Origin of the sequence: Acinetobacter sp. KAM396, assembly GCF_021602765.1 — a bacterium.
GTDB classification, from domain to species: domain Bacteria; phylum Pseudomonadota; class Gammaproteobacteria; order Pseudomonadales; family Moraxellaceae; genus Acinetobacter; species Acinetobacter towneri_A.
This window is the reverse complement of the sequence record NZ_BPPH01000003.1, coordinates 35,674-51,653: the sequence shown is the minus strand read 5'-3', so window position 1 is coordinate 51,653 and position 15,980 is coordinate 35,674. Positions and strand designations below refer to the sequence as shown.

Sequence of the window (15,980 nt, the reverse complement as noted above, 5' to 3'; positions counted from 1 at the left end):
ACATCCAGTTTGCTTTACTATAGTTGGATTCATTTCAGTCTAATTAGCCTTATTATTTATTCCAAATAAATTTAGCTGATTAAACTTTTCCTGCAGTTGCTCTTTGGTTTCGACATGCTCAGGATGCGGAATAATACATTCAATTGGGCAGACTGAAACGCAGGTTTGGTAGTCATAAAACCCCACACATTCTGTACAACGCGCCACATCAATTTCATACACCTTATCCCCCTCATAAATCGCTTCATTCGGGCATTCGGGTAAGCACATATCACAATTGATGCATTGGTCGGTAATCAGGAGTGCCATCGCAATACTCGCTTAGTTTATTGCCACTTAGTTGGCTTGATAAGCCAAGGATGAGGCAGAAATATCTGCAGTCGAATTTGGCAAGTTGCGAATCAGCAGGGCATAACGCATATCGACATCTGCAGGTACAGGGATTTCTACAATATGCCCTGAACCTTTGGCATCTTCAATCAAATTGCCTTTTTTATCTTTAATTTCAGTTAAAGTAAAATAGATATTGCCTTGTGGTGTCATCAATTCTAAAGAGTCACCTACCACAAAACGATTTTTTACATCAATTTTAATGTAGTCGCCATTGCGTTCTAAGACTTCACCACAGAATTGTTGATGATCAAAATTTGATGAACCTGTTGCGTAGTTTTGATATTCGCTGTGCACATGACGACGCAAGAAACCTTCGGTATAACCACGGTTAGCTAAGCCTTCTAATTGAGTCATCAATGCAGGGTCAAATGGTTTGCCTGCAAGCGCATCATCAATGGCTTTACGGTAAATTTGTGCAGTTCGTGCGCAGTAGAAATAAGATTTGGTGCGACCTTCAATTTTTAATGAATGGATGCCCATTTTAGTTAAACGGTCAACGTGTTGCACTGCACGCAAATCTTTAGAATTCATAAAGTAAGTGCCGTGTTCATCTTCTTCAGCAGCAAACATATCTTCATCATTACGTTGTAATAACACAGGCTCGTTAAATTGATGCTGTGCCTGCATGTGTTGTTCATCTGCATCGGCAGATTCAGAAAGATTTTTGACAGGAATTACGTCGCCTGTTTCATCTTCTTTTGCATCGTGAATTTTATATTCCCAACGGCAGGCATTGGTACATGCGCCTTGGTTGGCATCACGTTTATTCATATAGCCTGAAAGCATGCAACGACCTGAATAGGCCATGCACAGCGCACCATGCACAAATACTTCAATTTCCATGCCAGGAACTTTATTTTTTATTTCTTCTATTTCTTCAATTGACAATTCACGCGAAAGAATGACACGGGTTAAACCCATATTTTGCCAGAATTTCACCGTTGCCCAGTTCACCGCATTGGCTTGTACCGATAAATGTACAGGCATGTCGGGGAAATTTTCACGCACCATCATAATCAGACCTGGGTCAGACATGATCAGCGCATCGGGTTGCATGGCAACCACAGGTTCTAGGTCACGAATAAAGTTTTTGAGTTTGCTGTTATGCGGTTGGATGTTCACCACCACATAAAACTTTTTGCCTAATTCATGTGCTTCTTGAATACCAATTGCTAAGTTTTCATGATCAAATTCGTTATTACGCACGCGCAAACTGTAACGTGGCTGACCTGCATAGACTGCATCTGCACCATAAGCAAAGGCATAGCGCATGTTTTTTAAAGAACCAGCAGGAGAAAGAAGTTCGGTGACGTGGGAAATGGCCATGATCAAAAAGCAATAACAGAAATATGGCTTTATTGTATGAATCTAAATTTAGGATTCAACCTAGTAAATAGCTCGGGATTCAGAAGAAAACTCGTGCTGAAACGCTGGGCTAATCTTGATATTGAAAGTTCCTTATCCTGAGCCATGCGGAATGCAAGATTAGGGACTTTCAATACCAATTTAACTCATCACCTATAATCAATTTTTAAATGATCAAAGCGTTTTAACGCACTCGTTGCCCATGTTCATCGATCACCACTTCACCATCTTCTTTGCTGAAGCTTTTTAGTTGTGGTTGACTGAGCAAATCTAAGACCAGTTCAGAAGGGCGGCACAGTTTTACACCCAACTCGGTCACGACAAATGGACGATTAATTAAAATCGGATGCTCGACCATCAATGCAATTAATTCTGCATCACTGTGTGAGCTGCCTTCAAGTTGTAACTGTTCGTATGGTTCTACATTTTTACGGATCGCATCGCGCACGCTTAAACCTGCTTGTTGAATCATGCTAGCAAGTTCAGCCTGTGTAGGTGGTGTTTTTAAATATTCGATAATTTCAGGTTCTTGTCCTGTATTTCGAATTAATTCTAGAGTGTTGCGTGACGTCCCACAGGCAGGGTTATGAAAAATTTTGATAATGTTACTCATGCGTAGTGACTCGTTTTAGGTCGAAAAAATTCAATATTGCATTTATATATGGATATGCGTATATTCGCAATAGTGAATATTGAAGTGCAGATAAAAAATGAATCAAACTGATTTTTTTAAATGTTTGTCAGACCCAACCCGACTGGACATTCTGAAATTGGTGATGGCTCAACACAATATTTGTGTATGTGAATTGACAGAACAATTGCAGTTAAATCAACCGAAAATATCACGTCATTTGGCGTTGTTACGCAACTCATCTATTTTGCTCGATCAACGTCAGGGGCAGTGGGTATATTACCGTTTGAACCCTGATTTACCCGAATGGGCGCTTGCTGTTTTAAATATTATTTCGCAGCAAGATGTCAGCCCGATGACACGTATCAACCCTACAATTGCAACACATTGCGAGTAAGCACATGGCACAGTCCAAACTTTCTTTTTTAGATCGTAATTTGACCTTGTGGATTTTTATTGCCATGGGGCTAGGTGTTGCGATTGGCGTGGTATTTCCTGCCGTATCAGCAAGCTTGGATCAAATGAGCGTGGGCACAGTTAATCTTCCTATTGCGATTGGTTTGATTTTGATGATGTATCCACCATTGGCAAAAGTCGATTACGCAGCTTTGCCAGAAGTGTTTAAAGACCGCCGAACCTTGTTGCTGTCTTTGGTACAAAACTGGTTGATTGCTCCGTGTTTGATGTTCGCTTTGGCAATTATTTTCTTGCAAAATTATCCTGAATATATGACAGGTTTGATTTTAATTGGTCTGGCACGATGTATCGCAATGGTCTTGGTCTGGAACAACTTGGCGTGTGGTGATAACCAATACGTGGCTGCGTTAGTCGCGTTCAACAGTATTTTCCAGATTGTATTCTTTAGTACTTATGCCTGGCTGTTTCTGAGTTTCTTGCCGCCGTATTTTGGCGTAGCAGGACAAGTGATTGATGTTGGTTTTTGGACAATTACCCAAGCTGTTTTAATTTATTTGGGCATTCCATTTTTGATGGGCTTTTTAACGCGCTTGATTTTAGTGAAAAGCAAAGGCTTAGATTGGTATCAAACGTATTTTTTACCCAAAATTAGCCCATTCAGTCTGTTGGCATTGCTATTTACCATTGTGGCGATGTTCGCGCTAAAAGGCGCTGAAGTACTGAGCTTACCGATGGATGTTTTACGCATTGCCATTCCATTGATTATTTATTTTGTTGTCATGTTCTTTATTAGCTTCTTTATGAGCAAATGGATGGGCAATGATTATCCACGGACGACAGCCATTTCCTTTACCGCAGCAGGGAATAATTTTGAGTTAGCTCTTGCCGTTGCCATTGCGACTTTTGGCTTGGCTTCTCCCGTTGCATTTACCACGATTATTGGCCCTTTGGTTGAAGTACCTGTGTTGATTGCTTTAGTAAGTGTGTCCTTATGGCTGCGTAAAAAGCTTTATCAAAATGAGTCATTCATTAGTTCAAAGTAATTTTATTCATTTTGAGGTTGAAGATAAAAACCTGGGTATTCACTGCCCATTTTAGTTGTAAGAGTATGCAGCATGTTATTGCCCAATATTGATTTAGATTTATTGCCTACACCAAGTTTTGAACAGGTGCAGGCAAAGCCGTTAAACCATCCGCCACGAATTTTATTGATGTATGGTTCAAACCGTGAGCGTTCTTATAGTCGTTTGGCGGTACAAGAAGCAGGCTGAATTTTGGAGCACTTTGGTGCTGAGGTCAAAATTTTCCATCCTAAAGGTTTACCTTTACCTGAAGATGGTGATGCTTCACACCCCAAAGTTCAAGAGCTGCATGAATTGTTGGCGTGGGCAGAAGGTATGGTTTGGTGTAGCCCAGAACGTCATGGTTCGATGAGCTCGATTTTTAAAGCACAAATTGACTGGATTCCACTTGCTGCAGGTGCAATTCGTGCCACACAAGGTAAAACGCTTGCTTTAATGCAGGTGTGTGGCGGGTCGCAGTCATTTAACAGTGTTAATCAATTACGTATTTTAGGACGTTGGATGCGGATGATCACCATCCCCAATCAGTCTTCTATTCCTAAAGCCTTTTTAGAGTTTGAGGAAGATGGTCGCATGAAAGCATCTAGCTATTACGACCGTATTGTCGATGTAATGGAAGAGTTATATAAATTTACTTTGCTGACGCGCGGGCAAGCTGCATATTTGGTAGATCGTTATTCTGAACGTGTGGAAACTGCCGAGCAGTTGTCGAAGCGTGTTAACCAGAAGTCTTAATAATTCAATTTTAAATACGCAAAACCATGTTTAAAAAGCTTGGAGCGTGATTATTCGGCTTCGAGCCGTTTTAAAATCTGACAATCATCAATGGTCGTTTTCGTGGTGCAGGCTTGTCTAAGTTGCTGAAGTTGTAGCTGAAAATGCTGCAACTCGGCAATTTTATCTGCTACATGCCTTAAATGTTCATCAATTAATTCATTCACGGCGCAGCAGTTTTGCTTTGGCTGTTTTTCTAATTCAATTAAGGCTTCAATTTCTTTTAAGTTCATATCTAAAGCACGGCAACGCTTAATAAAAATCAAACGCTTGAGAGCATCATCATTGTAATAGCGATAATTATTTTCGGCACGAAAGCTGGGATTGAGTAAGTGTTTCTTTTCATAAAAGCGAACTGTATCTGTGCTGACACCAACTTTTTTAGCCAGTTCATGAATTAAATATTGTGCCATGCTTGACCTTGGACTAAGTCTATAGTTTTAAATGAGCATAATCGAAACAATTTAATTTTGAAAGAAGGTGTGTCTATGGCATGTACGTGTAGTCATGAACCTGCGCCAATCAAACCGAATAGTAAATTTAGAACCGCGTTATGGATTGCATTGGTGATCAATCTCAGCATGTTTTTTGTCGAGTTGATTGGTGGTGCCTATGCCCATTCATCATCCCTGTGGGCAGATTCGCTGGATTTCTTTGGTGATTCAGTCAATTACGGGATTTCACTTGCGGTGTTAAGTGCGAGTTTATATTGGCGCGCTACTGTGGCTTTGCTCAAAGGCATCACTATGGCATTGTTTGGTGTGGTCGTGATGGCTAAAGTCATCTATGCCTATATACAAGGTATTCCACCTGAAGCCATCACCATGGGTATTATTGGGATTATTGCCTTATTAGCCAATGGGGTTACTGCATTGATTTTATATGCATTTCGTGATGGCGACTCGAATATGAAATCGGTGTGGTTATGTAGCCGTAATGATGCGATTGGTAATTTCGCAGTTATTTTGGCGGCAGTGGGTGTATTTGGTACGGGTAGTTTGATTCCAGACCTTGTTGTAGCCGTGATTATGGCAAGTTTGGGCTTAACAGCGGGGTATCATGTGATTCAGCAAGCGTTGGTTGAACGAAGAATGAATGTACCTGAGTAAAGAATAAACGTAAAAAGCACTCCATCTGATCTGAGTAATATAGATGGAGTGCTTTTAATTTTTGTAGCTGCAACAATTTTAAAATTTGAAGTGAAAATAACGATAAGTTATTTCAAATTGTTATTTACAAAAAAATAATATATAACTAAAATTAAAAATAAATTGATATGTTTAAAAAGAATTTTCACGACGAATAATATTTAATTATTTTAAATTGAGGGTTAAATGAAACTAATTAACTTATTTTCTATAGCAAGCTTAATTGCTTTGGCTGGCTGTAGTTCTAAAGTAGTGACTTATGATACTGCAGGGCAAGTGATTGGTTCATGTGTTGCTACACAGGGTTTTATTTTGGGGGCGAAAGCTGTGTGTTATGGTGGTGCCAACATACAAGGCATTAACTATTCTAAAGTAGATGAGCGCACGGGTTTCTTGCCGACCATACCAAATAATTCGCAGATTTCACTGCAACAAGACTAATTTTTTAGAGGGGTAATACAATGAAAATTTCTAGTTTAATCGCATTAACGGCGGCTATTTTGATGACAGGTTGTGCTTCAAAAGTGACAACGTATGATTCGAGTGGTCGTATGATTGGTTCATGTCAGGCAGAGCGTGGGTTTGTAATTGGCGGCGGTGCACACTGTGAAGGACGTGCTAACCAAGAAGGTCGTAGCGTACGTTAATTGATGCCAATGACAAAAAAACCGAGCTATTTAGCTCGGTTTTTTAGATTCAACAGCTCTTATTTTTCAACGAAAGCACGTTCAATCACGTAATCGCCCAATTCACCCATACGTGGTGATTCTTTTAAGCCATGTTGGTCAAGTAATGCTGCAACATCTTTTAAGAATGCAGGGCTACCACATAACATGGCACGGTCAGTTTCAGGGTTAAAACGTGGTAAACCAATTTTTTCAAAGAGTTCACCCGATTCAATAGCCGTGGTCACTCGTCCTTGGTTTGGATATTCTTCACGTGTAACGGTTGGGTAATACACCAGTTTTTCACGAATACCAAGTTCTTGGAAAAACTCATGATTTGGCAGTTCATTTAAAATTAAGTCTTGATATGCCAATTCAGAAATAAAACGAGTACCGTGTACGACAATGACTTTTTCAAAGCGTTCATATGTTTCTGGGTCACGAATGGTTGCTAAGAAAGGCGCTAAACCTGTACCAGAAGAAAGCAAGTATAAGTTTTTACCTGGATTTAAATCGTCAAGTACTAAAGTTCCTGTTGGTTTTTTAGAAACAAGTAACTCATCGCCAACTTTCACTTTTTGTAAAATTGAAGTAAGCGGGCCGTCAGGTACTTTAATAGAGAAGAATTCTAGTTCTTCTTCATAATTAGCACTGGCAATCGAGTAAGCACGCATTAAAGGCTTGCCATTGACTTCTAGACCAATCATCACAAATTGACCGTTTTTAAAACGTAGTGCAGTATCACGAGTCGTTTTAAAACTGAATAAAGTGTCATTCCAGTGGTGTACGTGAGTAATCTTTTCGACGTTGAAAGCAGCCATTAAAGGTCTCAATAAATTATCAAATTAGAACAGCTTGCTATTCTAATCTAAAATCATTCTCTATAAACTGAATATATTTAATTGAGTTTATCAGAAAAAGTGATGAAGACTGATCTAAAAATGCCAATAATCGGATTTATGCACTCTCCCTACCGAGAAAAATTTGGTATTCCTCGTCAACCCAATCTGGTACAGGTCGAATCGTATATTGAAATGCAAGCACCATATAACGATGTGTTGGCATTCGAAGGGATCGAAGCGTTTAGTCATTTATGGTTAATATGGCAATTTCACGACAATAAAAACCAAACCGATACGCATCAAACATTACAGAAACAGCAAAGCCCTAGTTTTCGTGCGCAAGTACGTCCGCCACGTTTGGGTGGCAATCAAAAATTAGGTGTATTTGCGACGCGCAGCATGTATCGTCCTGCACCGATTGGTTTGTCTGTAGTGCAATTTAAACAGGTCAAAAAAGTGGGTAAGTCATTGCGAGTTTATGTAACCGGGGCAGATTTACTGCATGGCACGCCTATTTTGGATATTAAGCCTTATATTCAATATTCAGATGCCGTGCCTGATGCACAAAGTGGCTATGCGCAAGACGAACCCATAAGAAAAACAGTGCTATGGATGGACACAGCCGAAGCGCAAAAAAATCAGTTACTCAGCGCTGGCGTATTGCAACCACAAATTGCGCAGGAATTGGAACAGGTCTTGTCTTTAGATCCAAGACCTGCATATCAGGATGATGCTGAACGAATTTACACCATGAATTTTGCAGACTTTGATGTCACTTTCCGTGTCGATCAGGACTCGGTACACATCCTAAAAATTGTTTTAATCACTGTCGATTAAACCTGCATATATAAAATCGCCACCAACGCCAGCATGTGCAAAATTTGGGTAGGGGCGAAATACAGCGCAAAGCGCAGGCCACCAATGAGTGCGGCATTGACGCATTTGGCAATTGCATGTGCCACCACACCTAAAATTAAGGCATACAAAAGTACTTGCTGACTTGGTGGACCTTGCATCACCACGGTTGCAATTGCAGCGTGAACCTCAAATAAAGAGGCGAGCAGAGTACCAATAATTAAACCTGTATCCCCGAGGGTTTGATCCAAGCCGTAAACCATGGCTTGAATTGCTGTTAAGGTTGCCACAATAATTGCTGCTTCTTTAAGGCTAAACATACGGGTATCGGTTTCTGGCTTTGCCACTGCCGTACTTTTATGCTGTTTAAGCAACCACACACCCGCGACAACCAAAATCGTGATTCCGACCAAACTTGGAATAATTAATAATTTAAACCACGCCAGATTGACACCTGCCACAATAATCAACATTTGCGCTAAAGTCGCCACGCAAGACATTAGTGCTGCACCTGCATTGACACGTGCTTCACCACGACCCGCTCGCACTTCCATGCCTAAACTAGCGATGGTCGCGGTGCTTGATACAAAACCTGAAGCAATCGCAGATAACATGAGGGCATTGCTGCTTGAAAGTAAGCGTTTGGCGATATGTGCCAACGCTTGCACACTTAAAATTAAAATCAATAATTTTAAAATCAAATAAGGATTAAGCACATTGCCCCACAAGGGGGTATTTGGCGTCAGTGGTAAAGCAATCAGCACTAAGGCTAATAAGAACAAGCCATCACGTAGTTCTGCTTCGGTAATCCATTGACTGACAATGCCGTGCATAGTGTGTTTGGTCATCAGTAAACCTGTCAAAATGACAGATAAACCCGCAGCAAGTGGAATGTTCCATAAACACAATCCACCTATAAAATAGGTCATGACGAAGGCAAGTTCGGTGGTTGCACCTGGGTCATCTTCGGTTTGGTTTTTAAGGGAATATAAGCCTATTCCGCCAACAATAAGTGCACCCACAATGGCAATGCTCATGCCCAATAAGAAGCAAATTGCACCGAGTAATGCGCAAATACCAAAGGTACGCACGCCTGCAAAATGGTGATGTTGTCCATTTTTTTTACTGCGTTCGCGTTCTAACCCAATGAGTAAGCCACAACCGAGTGCTGCTGCAAACATGGTGAGCAGTTCGGGAAAATTGGTTGTAACCAAAGATGGAGGAGTTAGAAAATCCACAGCAACATTCCAAATACAAGGTGTTATTTTAAACATCATATATTTGAAATGAGTTGATCGCCATTTATGAATCTATTTTTGCTCTAAAATTATGGCTTAATCGAACTATACAAGATTGCCGTGTGAAAGAAGTCATTCAGCCTTGAAAGCAAACTCTGCTATAGTAAACACAGATTTTGGGGCATATAACAATGAATTTTAATTTTGAAATAGACAGTACTTGGTGCTTAGAACAATTAGTCAAAGATGGCAAAATTACTGAACGTGATCAGGCTTTGGTCCAAACCACGCATCGTCAACGTGATCAATTAAAATGGCATCCACTACAATGGATTGCCAACTTTAATTTGGTCGATCAAAGCCATCCCCAAACCACTTTAACTTTAAACCGTTTATGCCAATGGCTGGCTGATAAATCAGGCTTGCCATTTTATATTATTGATCCATTAAAAGCCGATGTTGCCGCTTTAACTGCTGTGATGTCGCAGGAATTTGCGCTGCGTAACCGTATTTTAGCGGTAGAAGTGACTGCAGATGCGGTATTAATTGCGACAGATCAACCTTATAAAAAAGAATGGGTTGCTAACTTAGAACATAGTTTATTGCCCAAAAAAATTCAGCGGGTTTTACTCAGCCCAGATCAATTACAGCGCTATTTGATTGAATATTACCAAGTGAGTCGTGCTGTACATTCATCGCAAAAATCTTCTGCACATGATCGCGAAAATAAAGGGGTCGAGGCTTTATTGCAATTGGGCGATACCCAAAACCCAGATGCCAATGATCAACATATTGTGAAGTTGGTGGATTGGGTGCTGCAATTTGCCTTTGAACAAGGCGCAAGTGATATCCACCTCGAACCACGCAAAGACACAGGCAAAGTACGTTTTCGTATTGATGGCGTGTTGCATACGATCTATAACATGCCAGCGAATACACTTACCGCAGTCATCTCACGGATTAAAATTTTAGGGCGTATGAATGTAGCCGAAAAACGTAAACCGCAAGATGGACGTTTAAAAACCCGCACTCCAAAAGGGCAAGAAACCGAACTGCGTTTATCGACCTTGCCAACGGCATTTGGTGAAAAACTGGTGATGCGTATTTTTGACCCCGAAGTATTGGTACGCAGTTTTCAACAATTGGGTTTTGATAGTCGTTTGTTGAATGAATGGCATGCACTGACCGCACATAGTCACGGCATTATTTTGGTTACAGGCCCTACAGGTTCGGGTAAAACTACCACGCTGTATTCATCCCTAAAGCAATTGGCCACCGACGAAGTCAATGTTTGCACTATTGAAGATCCGATTGAAATGTTAGAACCGAGTTTTAACCAAATGCAGGTCAATACTGCAATTGATTTAGGTTTTGCCGATGGTGTGCGTGCCTTAATGCGTCAAGACCCTGACATTATTATGGTCGGGGAAATTCGAGATCAGGATACCGCAAATATGGCGATACAAGCGGCACTGACGGGACATTTGGTTTTATCGACATTGCATACCAATGATGCGCCTTCAAGTTTGACTCGCTTGCATGATTTAGGGGTGCAGCCATTTTTGACTGCTGCCACAATTTTAGGTGTTTTGGCACAGCGTTTGGTGCGTAAGCTGTGTCCACATTGTAAGCAGGAAGGCTCAATAAATGAAAAAGATTGGGAACATTTAACCTTTGACTACATTATGGAAATGCCAGCACAAGTGTTTAAACCTGTTGGATGCGATGAATGTCGTCAAACAGGTTATAAAGGTCGGGTCGGAATTTATGAATTTATGCCTTTAAGTTTAAACACCAAACAGCTCATCAGCGCCAATCCCAATTTAAATGAATTACGTCAGCAAGCTAAAAAAGAGGGCATTGAACCGTTGCGTATTGCAGGCGCACGCAAAGTTTTGGAAGGCGTGACCACTTTAGAAGAAGTGTTGCGCGTAGTGCCATTAAATTAGCAGATTCAAACTTTTTAAAAATGAATTTTAAAAAAAATGGAAATCTTAAGATTCAGCTCATCTTACTTTGTTTTAATTACCATAACGAAATGAGCAACACAAAAAGGTGAAGCAATGAAATTTACAATGAAAGCAGTGTTGATGGCAGGTTTAATGGCAACGGCTTCAATCACTATGGCAAACGACAGCATTAACACCCAAGCACTACATCAAAATGTAACGGTAAAACAAGCATTAAGCCTGAAAGATGACAGTAAAGTGCAGTTAAAAGGTTATGTGGTGAAATCTATTGGTGATGAAAAATATCAGTTCCGTGATAACACAGGCACCATTACAGTCGATATTGATGATGATTTATGGAATGGCAAAGCAATTTCTGCCAAAACGCCTGTTACCTTAATCGGTGAAGTGGATATTGATCATAAACCTGCAAAACGTATTGAAATAGATGTGGATCAAGTTCGTTTCTAAATCTACGCTGTGTAAAACAGCATTATTTTTACACAAATCTGATTTCACCCAAAAGCCACATACGCTGTAAGGTGTATGTGGTTTTATCATGTAAAGTATTTTCAAATCATAAAATTTTGAAGCATAAATAACAGAGAATGATATGCGCATACTCTTGGCTGAAGACGATGTATCGCAAGCAGAAAGCATAAAAACTTGGCTGGAAATGGATGGCTATAATGTTGATTGGGTTGAGCGTGGCGATCATGCCATTTTAGCCATTCAGCAGCATCATTATGATTGTGTGTTGTTAGACCGAGGTTTGCCTAAAAATAGTGGTGATGAAATTCTGCACGCTTTACGACAGCAGCAACAGGATACACCTGTTATTTTTATTACTGCACGCGATAGTATTCAAGATCGGGTACAGGGACTTGATTTAGGCGCCAATGATTATTTGATCAAACCGTTCAGTCTTGAAGAACTATCGGCGAGGGTACGCAGTCAATTACGCAATGCGCAAAGTCATCCGACACAGAAGCTTGAATTTGCCAACTTGGTTTTAGACACACAAAGCAAACAAGTGAAAGTGGATGATCAACAGGTCAATTTAACGGCTAAGGAATTCCAGATTTTACATAAACTGATGCAAAACCCGCAGCATGTGGTGACTCGTGAACAGCTCGAAGAGGCTTTATATGCATGGGGCGATGAAATTGAAAGTAATGCGATTGAAGTATTTATTTATCAATTACGCAAAAAAATTGGCAGTAGCCGCATTAAAACCATACGAGGTTTAGGCTATCGTATGCAGCAAAATAACTAATTCAGATTGATCTCCGCATGTCTAAACAGGTTATTTCTTTACAGTCCAAACTGGTTAAAAGCTCCGTTTTAAGCTCGGTCTTGGCGGGTGGGTTCGCGCTGATTTTATTATTGGCGGTTGCCAGTTATCAGACCATGCGTGTGCATGACGACATTATGGATGAAATAGCCGATATGTTGCTGCGAGCAGACTTGCGTGACCATGCAGGCAATCAGGTCGATGAGTTGAGTGAGCAATTTCATATTGCTTATCAATTGGGTTTAGATGATCTGATTCTGACTACCTCTGAAGATGAACATGACATTTCTCAGCTTCACTTGCCTCAGCTTGCTGTGGCATCTGAGCATGGTTTTTCATTTCACTGGCAAGACGGGCAAATTTGGCGCAGCTATGTGGCAGAGGAAGATGGCTTGCATGTGATTGTCGCGCAGCCGCTTAAATATCGCTTCAAGGAAACTGCTGCAACCAGTTTAGGTTATGCCGCTATTTTATTGCTGTTGTGGTTACTGCAATGGGCCATTGTGCATTTTATGATTGGTCGTCAATTTAATCGGATTCAGCAACTCTCCCAACAAATTGCAGAAAAAAATCAACATGATTTGACGCCAATTATCCCCACGCAACCTGAATTGAAAGAACTGCAACCGATGCTGCAGCAATTGAATAAATTGTTGGGGCGGGTAGAGCAATCTTTAATTGCAGAACAGCGATTTACTGCAGATGCCTCGCATGAATTACGCTCTCCTTTATCTGCCATTCAATTGCGTTTACAGGTGTTAAAACGTAAATACCACCAACAACCTGAGTTGGCACAAGATTTAGAGCAAATTCAGCGTGATGTCAGCCGTGGTACACAGGTATTGGAAAACTTGCTGTTATTGGCACGTTTAGACCCGACCGATGCTGCATCGTTAAATAAAAGTGCGGTGTCTATAGCAGACTTGGTACAGGAAGTTTTACAAAGCCTGACACCATTTGTTCAGGAAAAAGCCATTAAGATTCAGTCAGATATTCAACCGATACAAGTGCAAGGCAATCCTGAATTGCTATTTAGCTGCCTGCGTAACTTAATTGACAATGCAGTGCGTTATGCAGCACCTCAAGTACGTATTTGGATTGAAGCAAAACCGCATGAATTGATGCATGAAATTTGCATCGCTGATAATGGTCAAGCGGTGACTGATGAAGTGTTGGCACATTTGGGCGAACGCTTTTACCGTGCTTTGGGCAGCAAAACTCAAGGTTCTGGCTTAGGACTGTCGATTTGTAAGAAAATTATAGAGTTACATGCAGGAAAAATTGAATTTTCACGTGCTGAACAAGGTGGATTAAAAGTGCGCATTTTGTTGCCTAAAGCACAACTGTAACTATGCTTAGTTTGGGAGCTATTAAAAAATAAACAAGTCCAAACTTAAAAAGCAGTATGCGCTGATTCATACTGCTGTTTCCACGTTTGTTATTGTGTTGATTGTTTTAATTATTTTGTGAGAATAAGACGATTGTTACGGGTTAAGCGTAAACGATATTCTTCACCTGCATGCAAAATACGAATTTCGCGTCCTAGCGCAAACAAGTTATTTGAATGTAACATAGGTAGGGCATGCTGAGTGTCTGAATGACGTGAAAATAGGTTAAATGGGGCATTCATTTTTGTTACTCCGTGGTGTGTAAGAATTGTTTTAAATGATAATCATTATCATATAATCCTGTCAACGGATTATTGTTGAATTTATAAAAGTCTACAATTTGCAGTAAAACGTACATTGCAAAAAAAGGAATCGGGTTCATGTCTAAGCCAAATATTCATGTGGCAATTGCGTTGTTATTTCATCAAAACAAAGTGTTAGTGGGGTGGCGCGAAGCCAAACAACATCAGGGCACTAAGCGCGAATTTCCAGGTGGAAAAGTAGAAGCAGGTGAAACCCCTGTAGATGCCTGCCGCCGTGAAGTGTTCGAAGAAGTGGGTATTGGCATTCAGCACTGGCATGCCTTTGATATTATTTGCCATGAATATGATGATGTGATTGTCAATCTGCATATTTTTCAGGCCGCTGTACCCGCGGCGTTATTAAAAGATATTCAAGTGCCTTGGATGTGGTTTAGCCGCCCGCAACTTTTAGAGCTGAATTTTCCGAACGCCAATCGTGCAATTGTGCAACGACTAGCGTGGCAACAGACAATTAAAGTCAGTGATGATTTAAAACAATTGACAAATTTGCCTAAGCAAAAGCTACTGTATTGGCGGGTTGAGCCAAACCCTGAATGCAAGGTCGAATTGTCGGAGTATGGCATTGAGCAACTGGGGCAAGTGATTGTCAATTTGGAATTGTGGAAGCAATTAAATACGATTCAGCATCATGCCATTGCAGCAATTCATTTGAAACAATCGCAACTGATGCAATTACAAAAGGGCGATTTAAAAGTCGGGCAGCGATATATTGCAGCGTGTCATGATATTGTTTCGGCACAACATGCACAGCAAATTGGTTGTGAAGCAATTTTACTCAGTCCTGTTTTGGCAACCACCACGCATGATGATGCCACACCTTTAGGATGGGAAAAATTCCAGCAGATTGCGGAATTTGTCGATATTCCTGTGTTTGCTTTAGGTGGCTTAACTCGGGATGATCTCTCTGTGGCAGAACAGCATCATGCCTATGGCATTGCAGGTGTGCGTTTTATTTAGTTTTTTCTAGTTTACACAAAAAAAATCGCTGATGTGCTCACACTCAGCGATTTTTATTTTATCACATTATTGTCATTACAAATCTTTCAAAGCCTGTTGAGCCTGCGCAAGGCTTTTAGCATTATTTTGTTGCTTTGCTGCTTTTTTAATCACTAACCATAATTGACGTTTCATGGCAGGGCTTTGCGCATAAGTCAAACCACGGCGTGCCAAAGCTTCGGCATTGGCAGGTTGTTTCTTTTGGTTGGCAATTAAAGCCAAATATAAATAGGTCTCAGCCGCTTGCGGGGCAAGTCGCTGCGCTTGCAGAGCCGCAGTTTCGGCCTGATTGAATTGGCCTTTTTTATACGCGGTCTGGGTTTGCTGCATCAACTTTTGAAAAGCAGGTAAATTGCGGCCATCTTCTAGTTTTTGTTGTACCTTCTGTTGTGGCACCACCACTTGCAGAGATTGACGCTTAATTTCTTCACGTTCATAAGGACGAATAACCACACCTTCTGGTGTAGTCACAGTGTGAGGTTTCTCAGGCGCAGGCTGAGGTGCGGGCGTTTCAGGTAAACTCTGGCAAGCTACAATCGTTGCCATCGTCCCTACTACAAACGTGGTGAAAAAAACTTGCCTTAAAAGAGATAATTTCATAAGCCTAACTGACCGATATC

General features: G+C 40.8%; 19 protein-coding genes and 1 pseudogene. 12 read left to right on the top strand and 8 right to left on the bottom strand.

Going from position 1 to position 15,980, the window contains the following annotated elements; genetic code table 11:
* Positions 1-39: 39 nt before the first annotated feature.
* From L6C30_RS02945 to arsC, 3 genes are all read right to left on the bottom strand, one after another.
* Positions 40-309: a YfhL family 4Fe-4S dicluster ferredoxin gene (locus tag L6C30_RS02945; protein ID WP_019836654.1), complete on the bottom strand. Its 270-nt coding sequence runs from the start codon at positions 307-309 to the stop codon at positions 40-42.
* Positions 310-336: 27 nt separating this feature from the next.
* Positions 337-1,719 (bottom strand): tRNA 5-hydroxyuridine modification protein YegQ, encoded by a 1,383-nt coding sequence (gene yegQ / locus L6C30_RS02940; protein WP_236162374.1) that lies wholly within the window; start codon positions 1,717-1,719, stop codon positions 337-339.
* Positions 1,720-1,942: 223 nt separating this feature from the next.
* Complete coding sequence (gene arsC / locus L6C30_RS02935; protein ID WP_236162375.1) at positions 1,943-2,371, bottom strand: arsenate reductase (glutaredoxin); 429 nt, start codon at positions 2,369-2,371, stop codon at positions 1,943-1,945.
* Between the two features lie 97 nt (positions 2,372-2,468).
* On the opposite strand from arsC, the gene L6C30_RS02930 reads away from it, so the two are divergent.
* The 3 genes and pseudogenes from L6C30_RS02930 to arsH all read left to right on the top strand — a co-directional run bounded on the left by L6C30_RS02930 (position 2,469) and on the right by arsH (position 4,623).
* Entirely contained in the window at positions 2,469-2,786 is a 318-nt protein-coding gene (locus L6C30_RS02930) for a metalloregulator ArsR/SmtB family transcription factor (protein ID WP_236162376.1), read from the top strand.
* A gap of 4 nt (positions 2,787-2,790) precedes the next feature.
* A complete protein-coding gene (arsB, locus tag L6C30_RS02925) occupies positions 2,791-3,849 on the top strand; it encodes an ACR3 family arsenite efflux transporter (protein ID WP_236162377.1) in 1,059 nt (352 codons plus the stop codon).
* Between the two features lie 72 nt (positions 3,850-3,921).
* Positions 3,922-4,623 (top strand): annotated as a pseudogene (arsH, locus tag L6C30_RS02920) (arsenical resistance protein ArsH).
* 50 nt (positions 4,624-4,673) lie between these two features.
* On the opposite strand, the gene L6C30_RS02915 reads toward arsH, so the two are convergent.
* A complete protein-coding gene (locus L6C30_RS02915; protein WP_236162378.1) occupies positions 4,674-5,075 on the bottom strand; it encodes a MerR family transcriptional regulator in 402 nt (133 codons plus the stop codon).
* Positions 5,076-5,150: 75 nt separating this feature from the next.
* Between L6C30_RS02915 and L6C30_RS02910 the strand changes: the two genes are divergently transcribed.
* From L6C30_RS02910 to L6C30_RS02900, 3 genes are all read left to right on the top strand, one after another.
* Positions 5,151-5,771 (top strand): cation transporter, encoded by a 621-nt coding sequence (locus L6C30_RS02910; protein ID WP_236162379.1) that lies wholly within the window; start codon positions 5,151-5,153, stop codon positions 5,769-5,771.
* A 225-nt stretch (positions 5,772-5,996) separates the two neighbouring features.
* On the top strand, positions 5,997-6,251 hold the full coding sequence (locus L6C30_RS02905) for a hypothetical protein (RefSeq protein ID WP_019836661.1): 255 nt from the start codon (positions 5,997-5,999) through the stop codon (positions 6,249-6,251).
* Positions 6,252-6,271: 20 nt separating this feature from the next.
* Positions 6,272-6,457 carry a hypothetical protein gene (locus L6C30_RS02900; protein ID WP_004972947.1) on the top strand — a complete coding sequence of 62 codons (186 nt, stop codon included), beginning with the start codon at positions 6,272-6,274 and terminating at the stop codon, positions 6,455-6,457.
* 59 nt (positions 6,458-6,516) lie between these two features.
* Here the strand turns inward: L6C30_RS02900 and L6C30_RS02895 are convergent, their stop codons facing one another.
* Positions 6,517-7,296: a ferredoxin--NADP reductase gene (locus L6C30_RS02895; protein ID WP_019836662.1), complete on the bottom strand. Its 780-nt coding sequence runs from the start codon at positions 7,294-7,296 to the stop codon at positions 6,517-6,519.
* Between the two features lie 120 nt (positions 7,297-7,416).
* On the opposite strand from L6C30_RS02895, the gene tsaA reads away from it, so the two are divergent.
* On the top strand, positions 7,417-8,154 hold the full coding sequence (gene tsaA, locus L6C30_RS02890) for a tRNA (N6-threonylcarbamoyladenosine(37)-N6)-methyltransferase TrmO (protein ID WP_236162380.1): 738 nt from the start codon (positions 7,417-7,419) through the stop codon (positions 8,152-8,154).
* Here the strand turns inward: tsaA and L6C30_RS02885 are convergent.
* Positions 8,151-9,353: a DUF4010 domain-containing protein gene (locus tag L6C30_RS02885; RefSeq protein ID WP_236162402.1), complete on the bottom strand. Its 1,203-nt coding sequence runs from the start codon at positions 9,351-9,353 to the stop codon at positions 8,151-8,153. The genes tsaA and L6C30_RS02885 overlap by 4 nt on opposite strands.
* A 248-nt stretch (positions 9,354-9,601) precedes the next feature.
* Between L6C30_RS02885 and L6C30_RS02880 the strand changes: the two genes are divergently transcribed.
* From L6C30_RS02880 to L6C30_RS02865, 4 genes are all read left to right on the top strand, one after another.
* Positions 9,602-11,359: a GspE/PulE family protein gene (locus tag L6C30_RS02880; protein WP_234114766.1), complete on the top strand. Its 1,758-nt coding sequence runs from the start codon at positions 9,602-9,604 to the stop codon at positions 11,357-11,359.
* A 114-nt stretch (positions 11,360-11,473) separates the two neighbouring features.
* Complete coding sequence (locus L6C30_RS02875) at positions 11,474-11,830, top strand: NirD/YgiW/YdeI family stress tolerance protein (RefSeq protein ID WP_234114767.1); 357 nt, start codon at positions 11,474-11,476, stop codon at positions 11,828-11,830.
* A gap of 142 nt (positions 11,831-11,972) precedes the next feature.
* The gene (locus tag L6C30_RS02870) at positions 11,973-12,635 is read left to right on the top strand and encodes a response regulator transcription factor (RefSeq protein ID WP_236162381.1); all 663 of its coding nucleotides are present in this window, start codon (positions 11,973-11,975) and stop codon (positions 12,633-12,635) included.
* 17 nt (positions 12,636-12,652) lie between these two features.
* Positions 12,653-14,002, top strand: a complete 1,350-nt coding sequence (locus L6C30_RS02865) for a HAMP domain-containing sensor histidine kinase (RefSeq protein WP_236162382.1) — start codon at positions 12,653-12,655, stop codon at positions 14,000-14,002.
* Positions 14,003-14,112: 110 nt separating this feature from the next.
* Here L6C30_RS02865 and hemP read toward each other — a convergent pair whose 3' ends face one another.
* Positions 14,113-14,283 (bottom strand): hemin uptake protein HemP, encoded by a 171-nt coding sequence (gene hemP, locus L6C30_RS02860; RefSeq protein WP_004972965.1) that lies wholly within the window; start codon positions 14,281-14,283, stop codon positions 14,113-14,115.
* 138 nt (positions 14,284-14,421) lie between these two features.
* Here hemP and L6C30_RS02855 point away from each other — a divergent pair, with 138 nt between their 5' ends.
* Positions 14,422-15,321, top strand: coding sequence for a thiamine phosphate synthase (locus L6C30_RS02855; protein WP_236162383.1), 900 nt, complete (start codon positions 14,422-14,424; stop codon positions 15,319-15,321).
* 75 nt (positions 15,322-15,396) lie between these two features.
* Here L6C30_RS02855 and L6C30_RS02850 read toward each other — a convergent pair whose 3' ends face one another.
* Positions 15,397-15,906, bottom strand: coding sequence for a tetratricopeptide repeat protein (locus L6C30_RS02850; RefSeq protein WP_236162384.1), 510 nt, complete (start codon positions 15,904-15,906; stop codon positions 15,397-15,399).
* Between the last annotated feature and the right edge of the window lie 74 nt (positions 15,907-15,980).

What these genes read in the sequence shown, in the direction of transcription:
- L6C30_RS02870 (WP_236162381.1), top strand. Translation starts at nt 11,973, where the DNA reads ATGCGCATACTCTTGGCTGAAGACGATGTATCGCAAGCAGAAAGCATA.
- L6C30_RS02910 (WP_236162379.1), top strand. Translation starts at nt 5,151, where the DNA reads ATGGCATGTACGTGTAGTCATGAACCTGCGCCAATCAAACCGAATAGT.
- L6C30_RS02895 (WP_019836662.1), bottom strand. Translation starts at nt 7,296, where the DNA reads ATGGCTGCTTTCAACGTCGAAAAGATTACTCACGTACACCACTGGAAT.
- L6C30_RS02875 (WP_234114767.1), top strand. Translation starts at nt 11,474, where the DNA reads ATGAAATTTACAATGAAAGCAGTGTTGATGGCAGGTTTAATGGCAACG.
- yegQ (WP_236162374.1), bottom strand. Translation starts at nt 1,719, where the DNA reads ATGGCCATTTCCCACGTCACCGAACTTCTTTCTCCTGCTGGTTCTTTA.
- L6C30_RS02945 (WP_019836654.1), bottom strand. Translation starts at nt 309, where the DNA reads ATGGCACTCCTGATTACCGACCAATGCATCAATTGTGATATGTGCTTA.
- L6C30_RS02850 (WP_236162384.1), bottom strand. Translation starts at nt 15,906, where the DNA reads ATGGCAACGATTGTAGCTTGCCAGAGTTTACCTGAAACGCCCGCACCT.
- L6C30_RS02865 (WP_236162382.1), top strand. Translation starts at nt 12,653, where the DNA reads ATGTCTAAACAGGTTATTTCTTTACAGTCCAAACTGGTTAAAAGCTCC.
- L6C30_RS02930 (WP_236162376.1), top strand. Translation starts at nt 2,469, where the DNA reads ATGAATCAAACTGATTTTTTTAAATGTTTGTCAGACCCAACCCGACTG.
- L6C30_RS02915 (WP_236162378.1), bottom strand. Translation starts at nt 5,075, where the DNA reads ATGGCACAATATTTAATTCATGAACTGGCTAAAAAAGTTGGTGTCAGC.
- arsC (WP_236162375.1), bottom strand. Translation starts at nt 2,371, where the DNA reads ATGAGTAACATTATCAAAATTTTTCATAACCCTGCCTGTGGGACGTCA.
- tsaA (WP_236162380.1), top strand. Translation starts at nt 7,417, where the DNA reads ATGCCAATAATCGGATTTATGCACTCTCCCTACCGAGAAAAATTTGGT.
- hemP (WP_004972965.1), bottom strand. Translation starts at nt 14,283, where the DNA reads ATGAATGCCCCATTTAACCTATTTTCACGTCATTCAGACACTCAGCAT.
- L6C30_RS02900 (WP_004972947.1), top strand. Translation starts at nt 6,272, where the DNA reads ATGAAAATTTCTAGTTTAATCGCATTAACGGCGGCTATTTTGATGACA.
- arsB (WP_236162377.1), top strand. Translation starts at nt 2,791, where the DNA reads ATGGCACAGTCCAAACTTTCTTTTTTAGATCGTAATTTGACCTTGTGG.
- L6C30_RS02885 (WP_236162402.1), bottom strand. Translation starts at nt 9,353, where the DNA reads ATGTTTGCAGCAGCACTCGGTTGTGGCTTACTCATTGGGTTAGAACGC.
- L6C30_RS02905 (WP_019836661.1), top strand. Translation starts at nt 5,997, where the DNA reads ATGAAACTAATTAACTTATTTTCTATAGCAAGCTTAATTGCTTTGGCT.
- L6C30_RS02855 (WP_236162383.1), top strand. Translation starts at nt 14,422, where the DNA reads ATGTCTAAGCCAAATATTCATGTGGCAATTGCGTTGTTATTTCATCAA.
- L6C30_RS02880 (WP_234114766.1), top strand. Translation starts at nt 9,602, where the DNA reads ATGAATTTTAATTTTGAAATAGACAGTACTTGGTGCTTAGAACAATTA.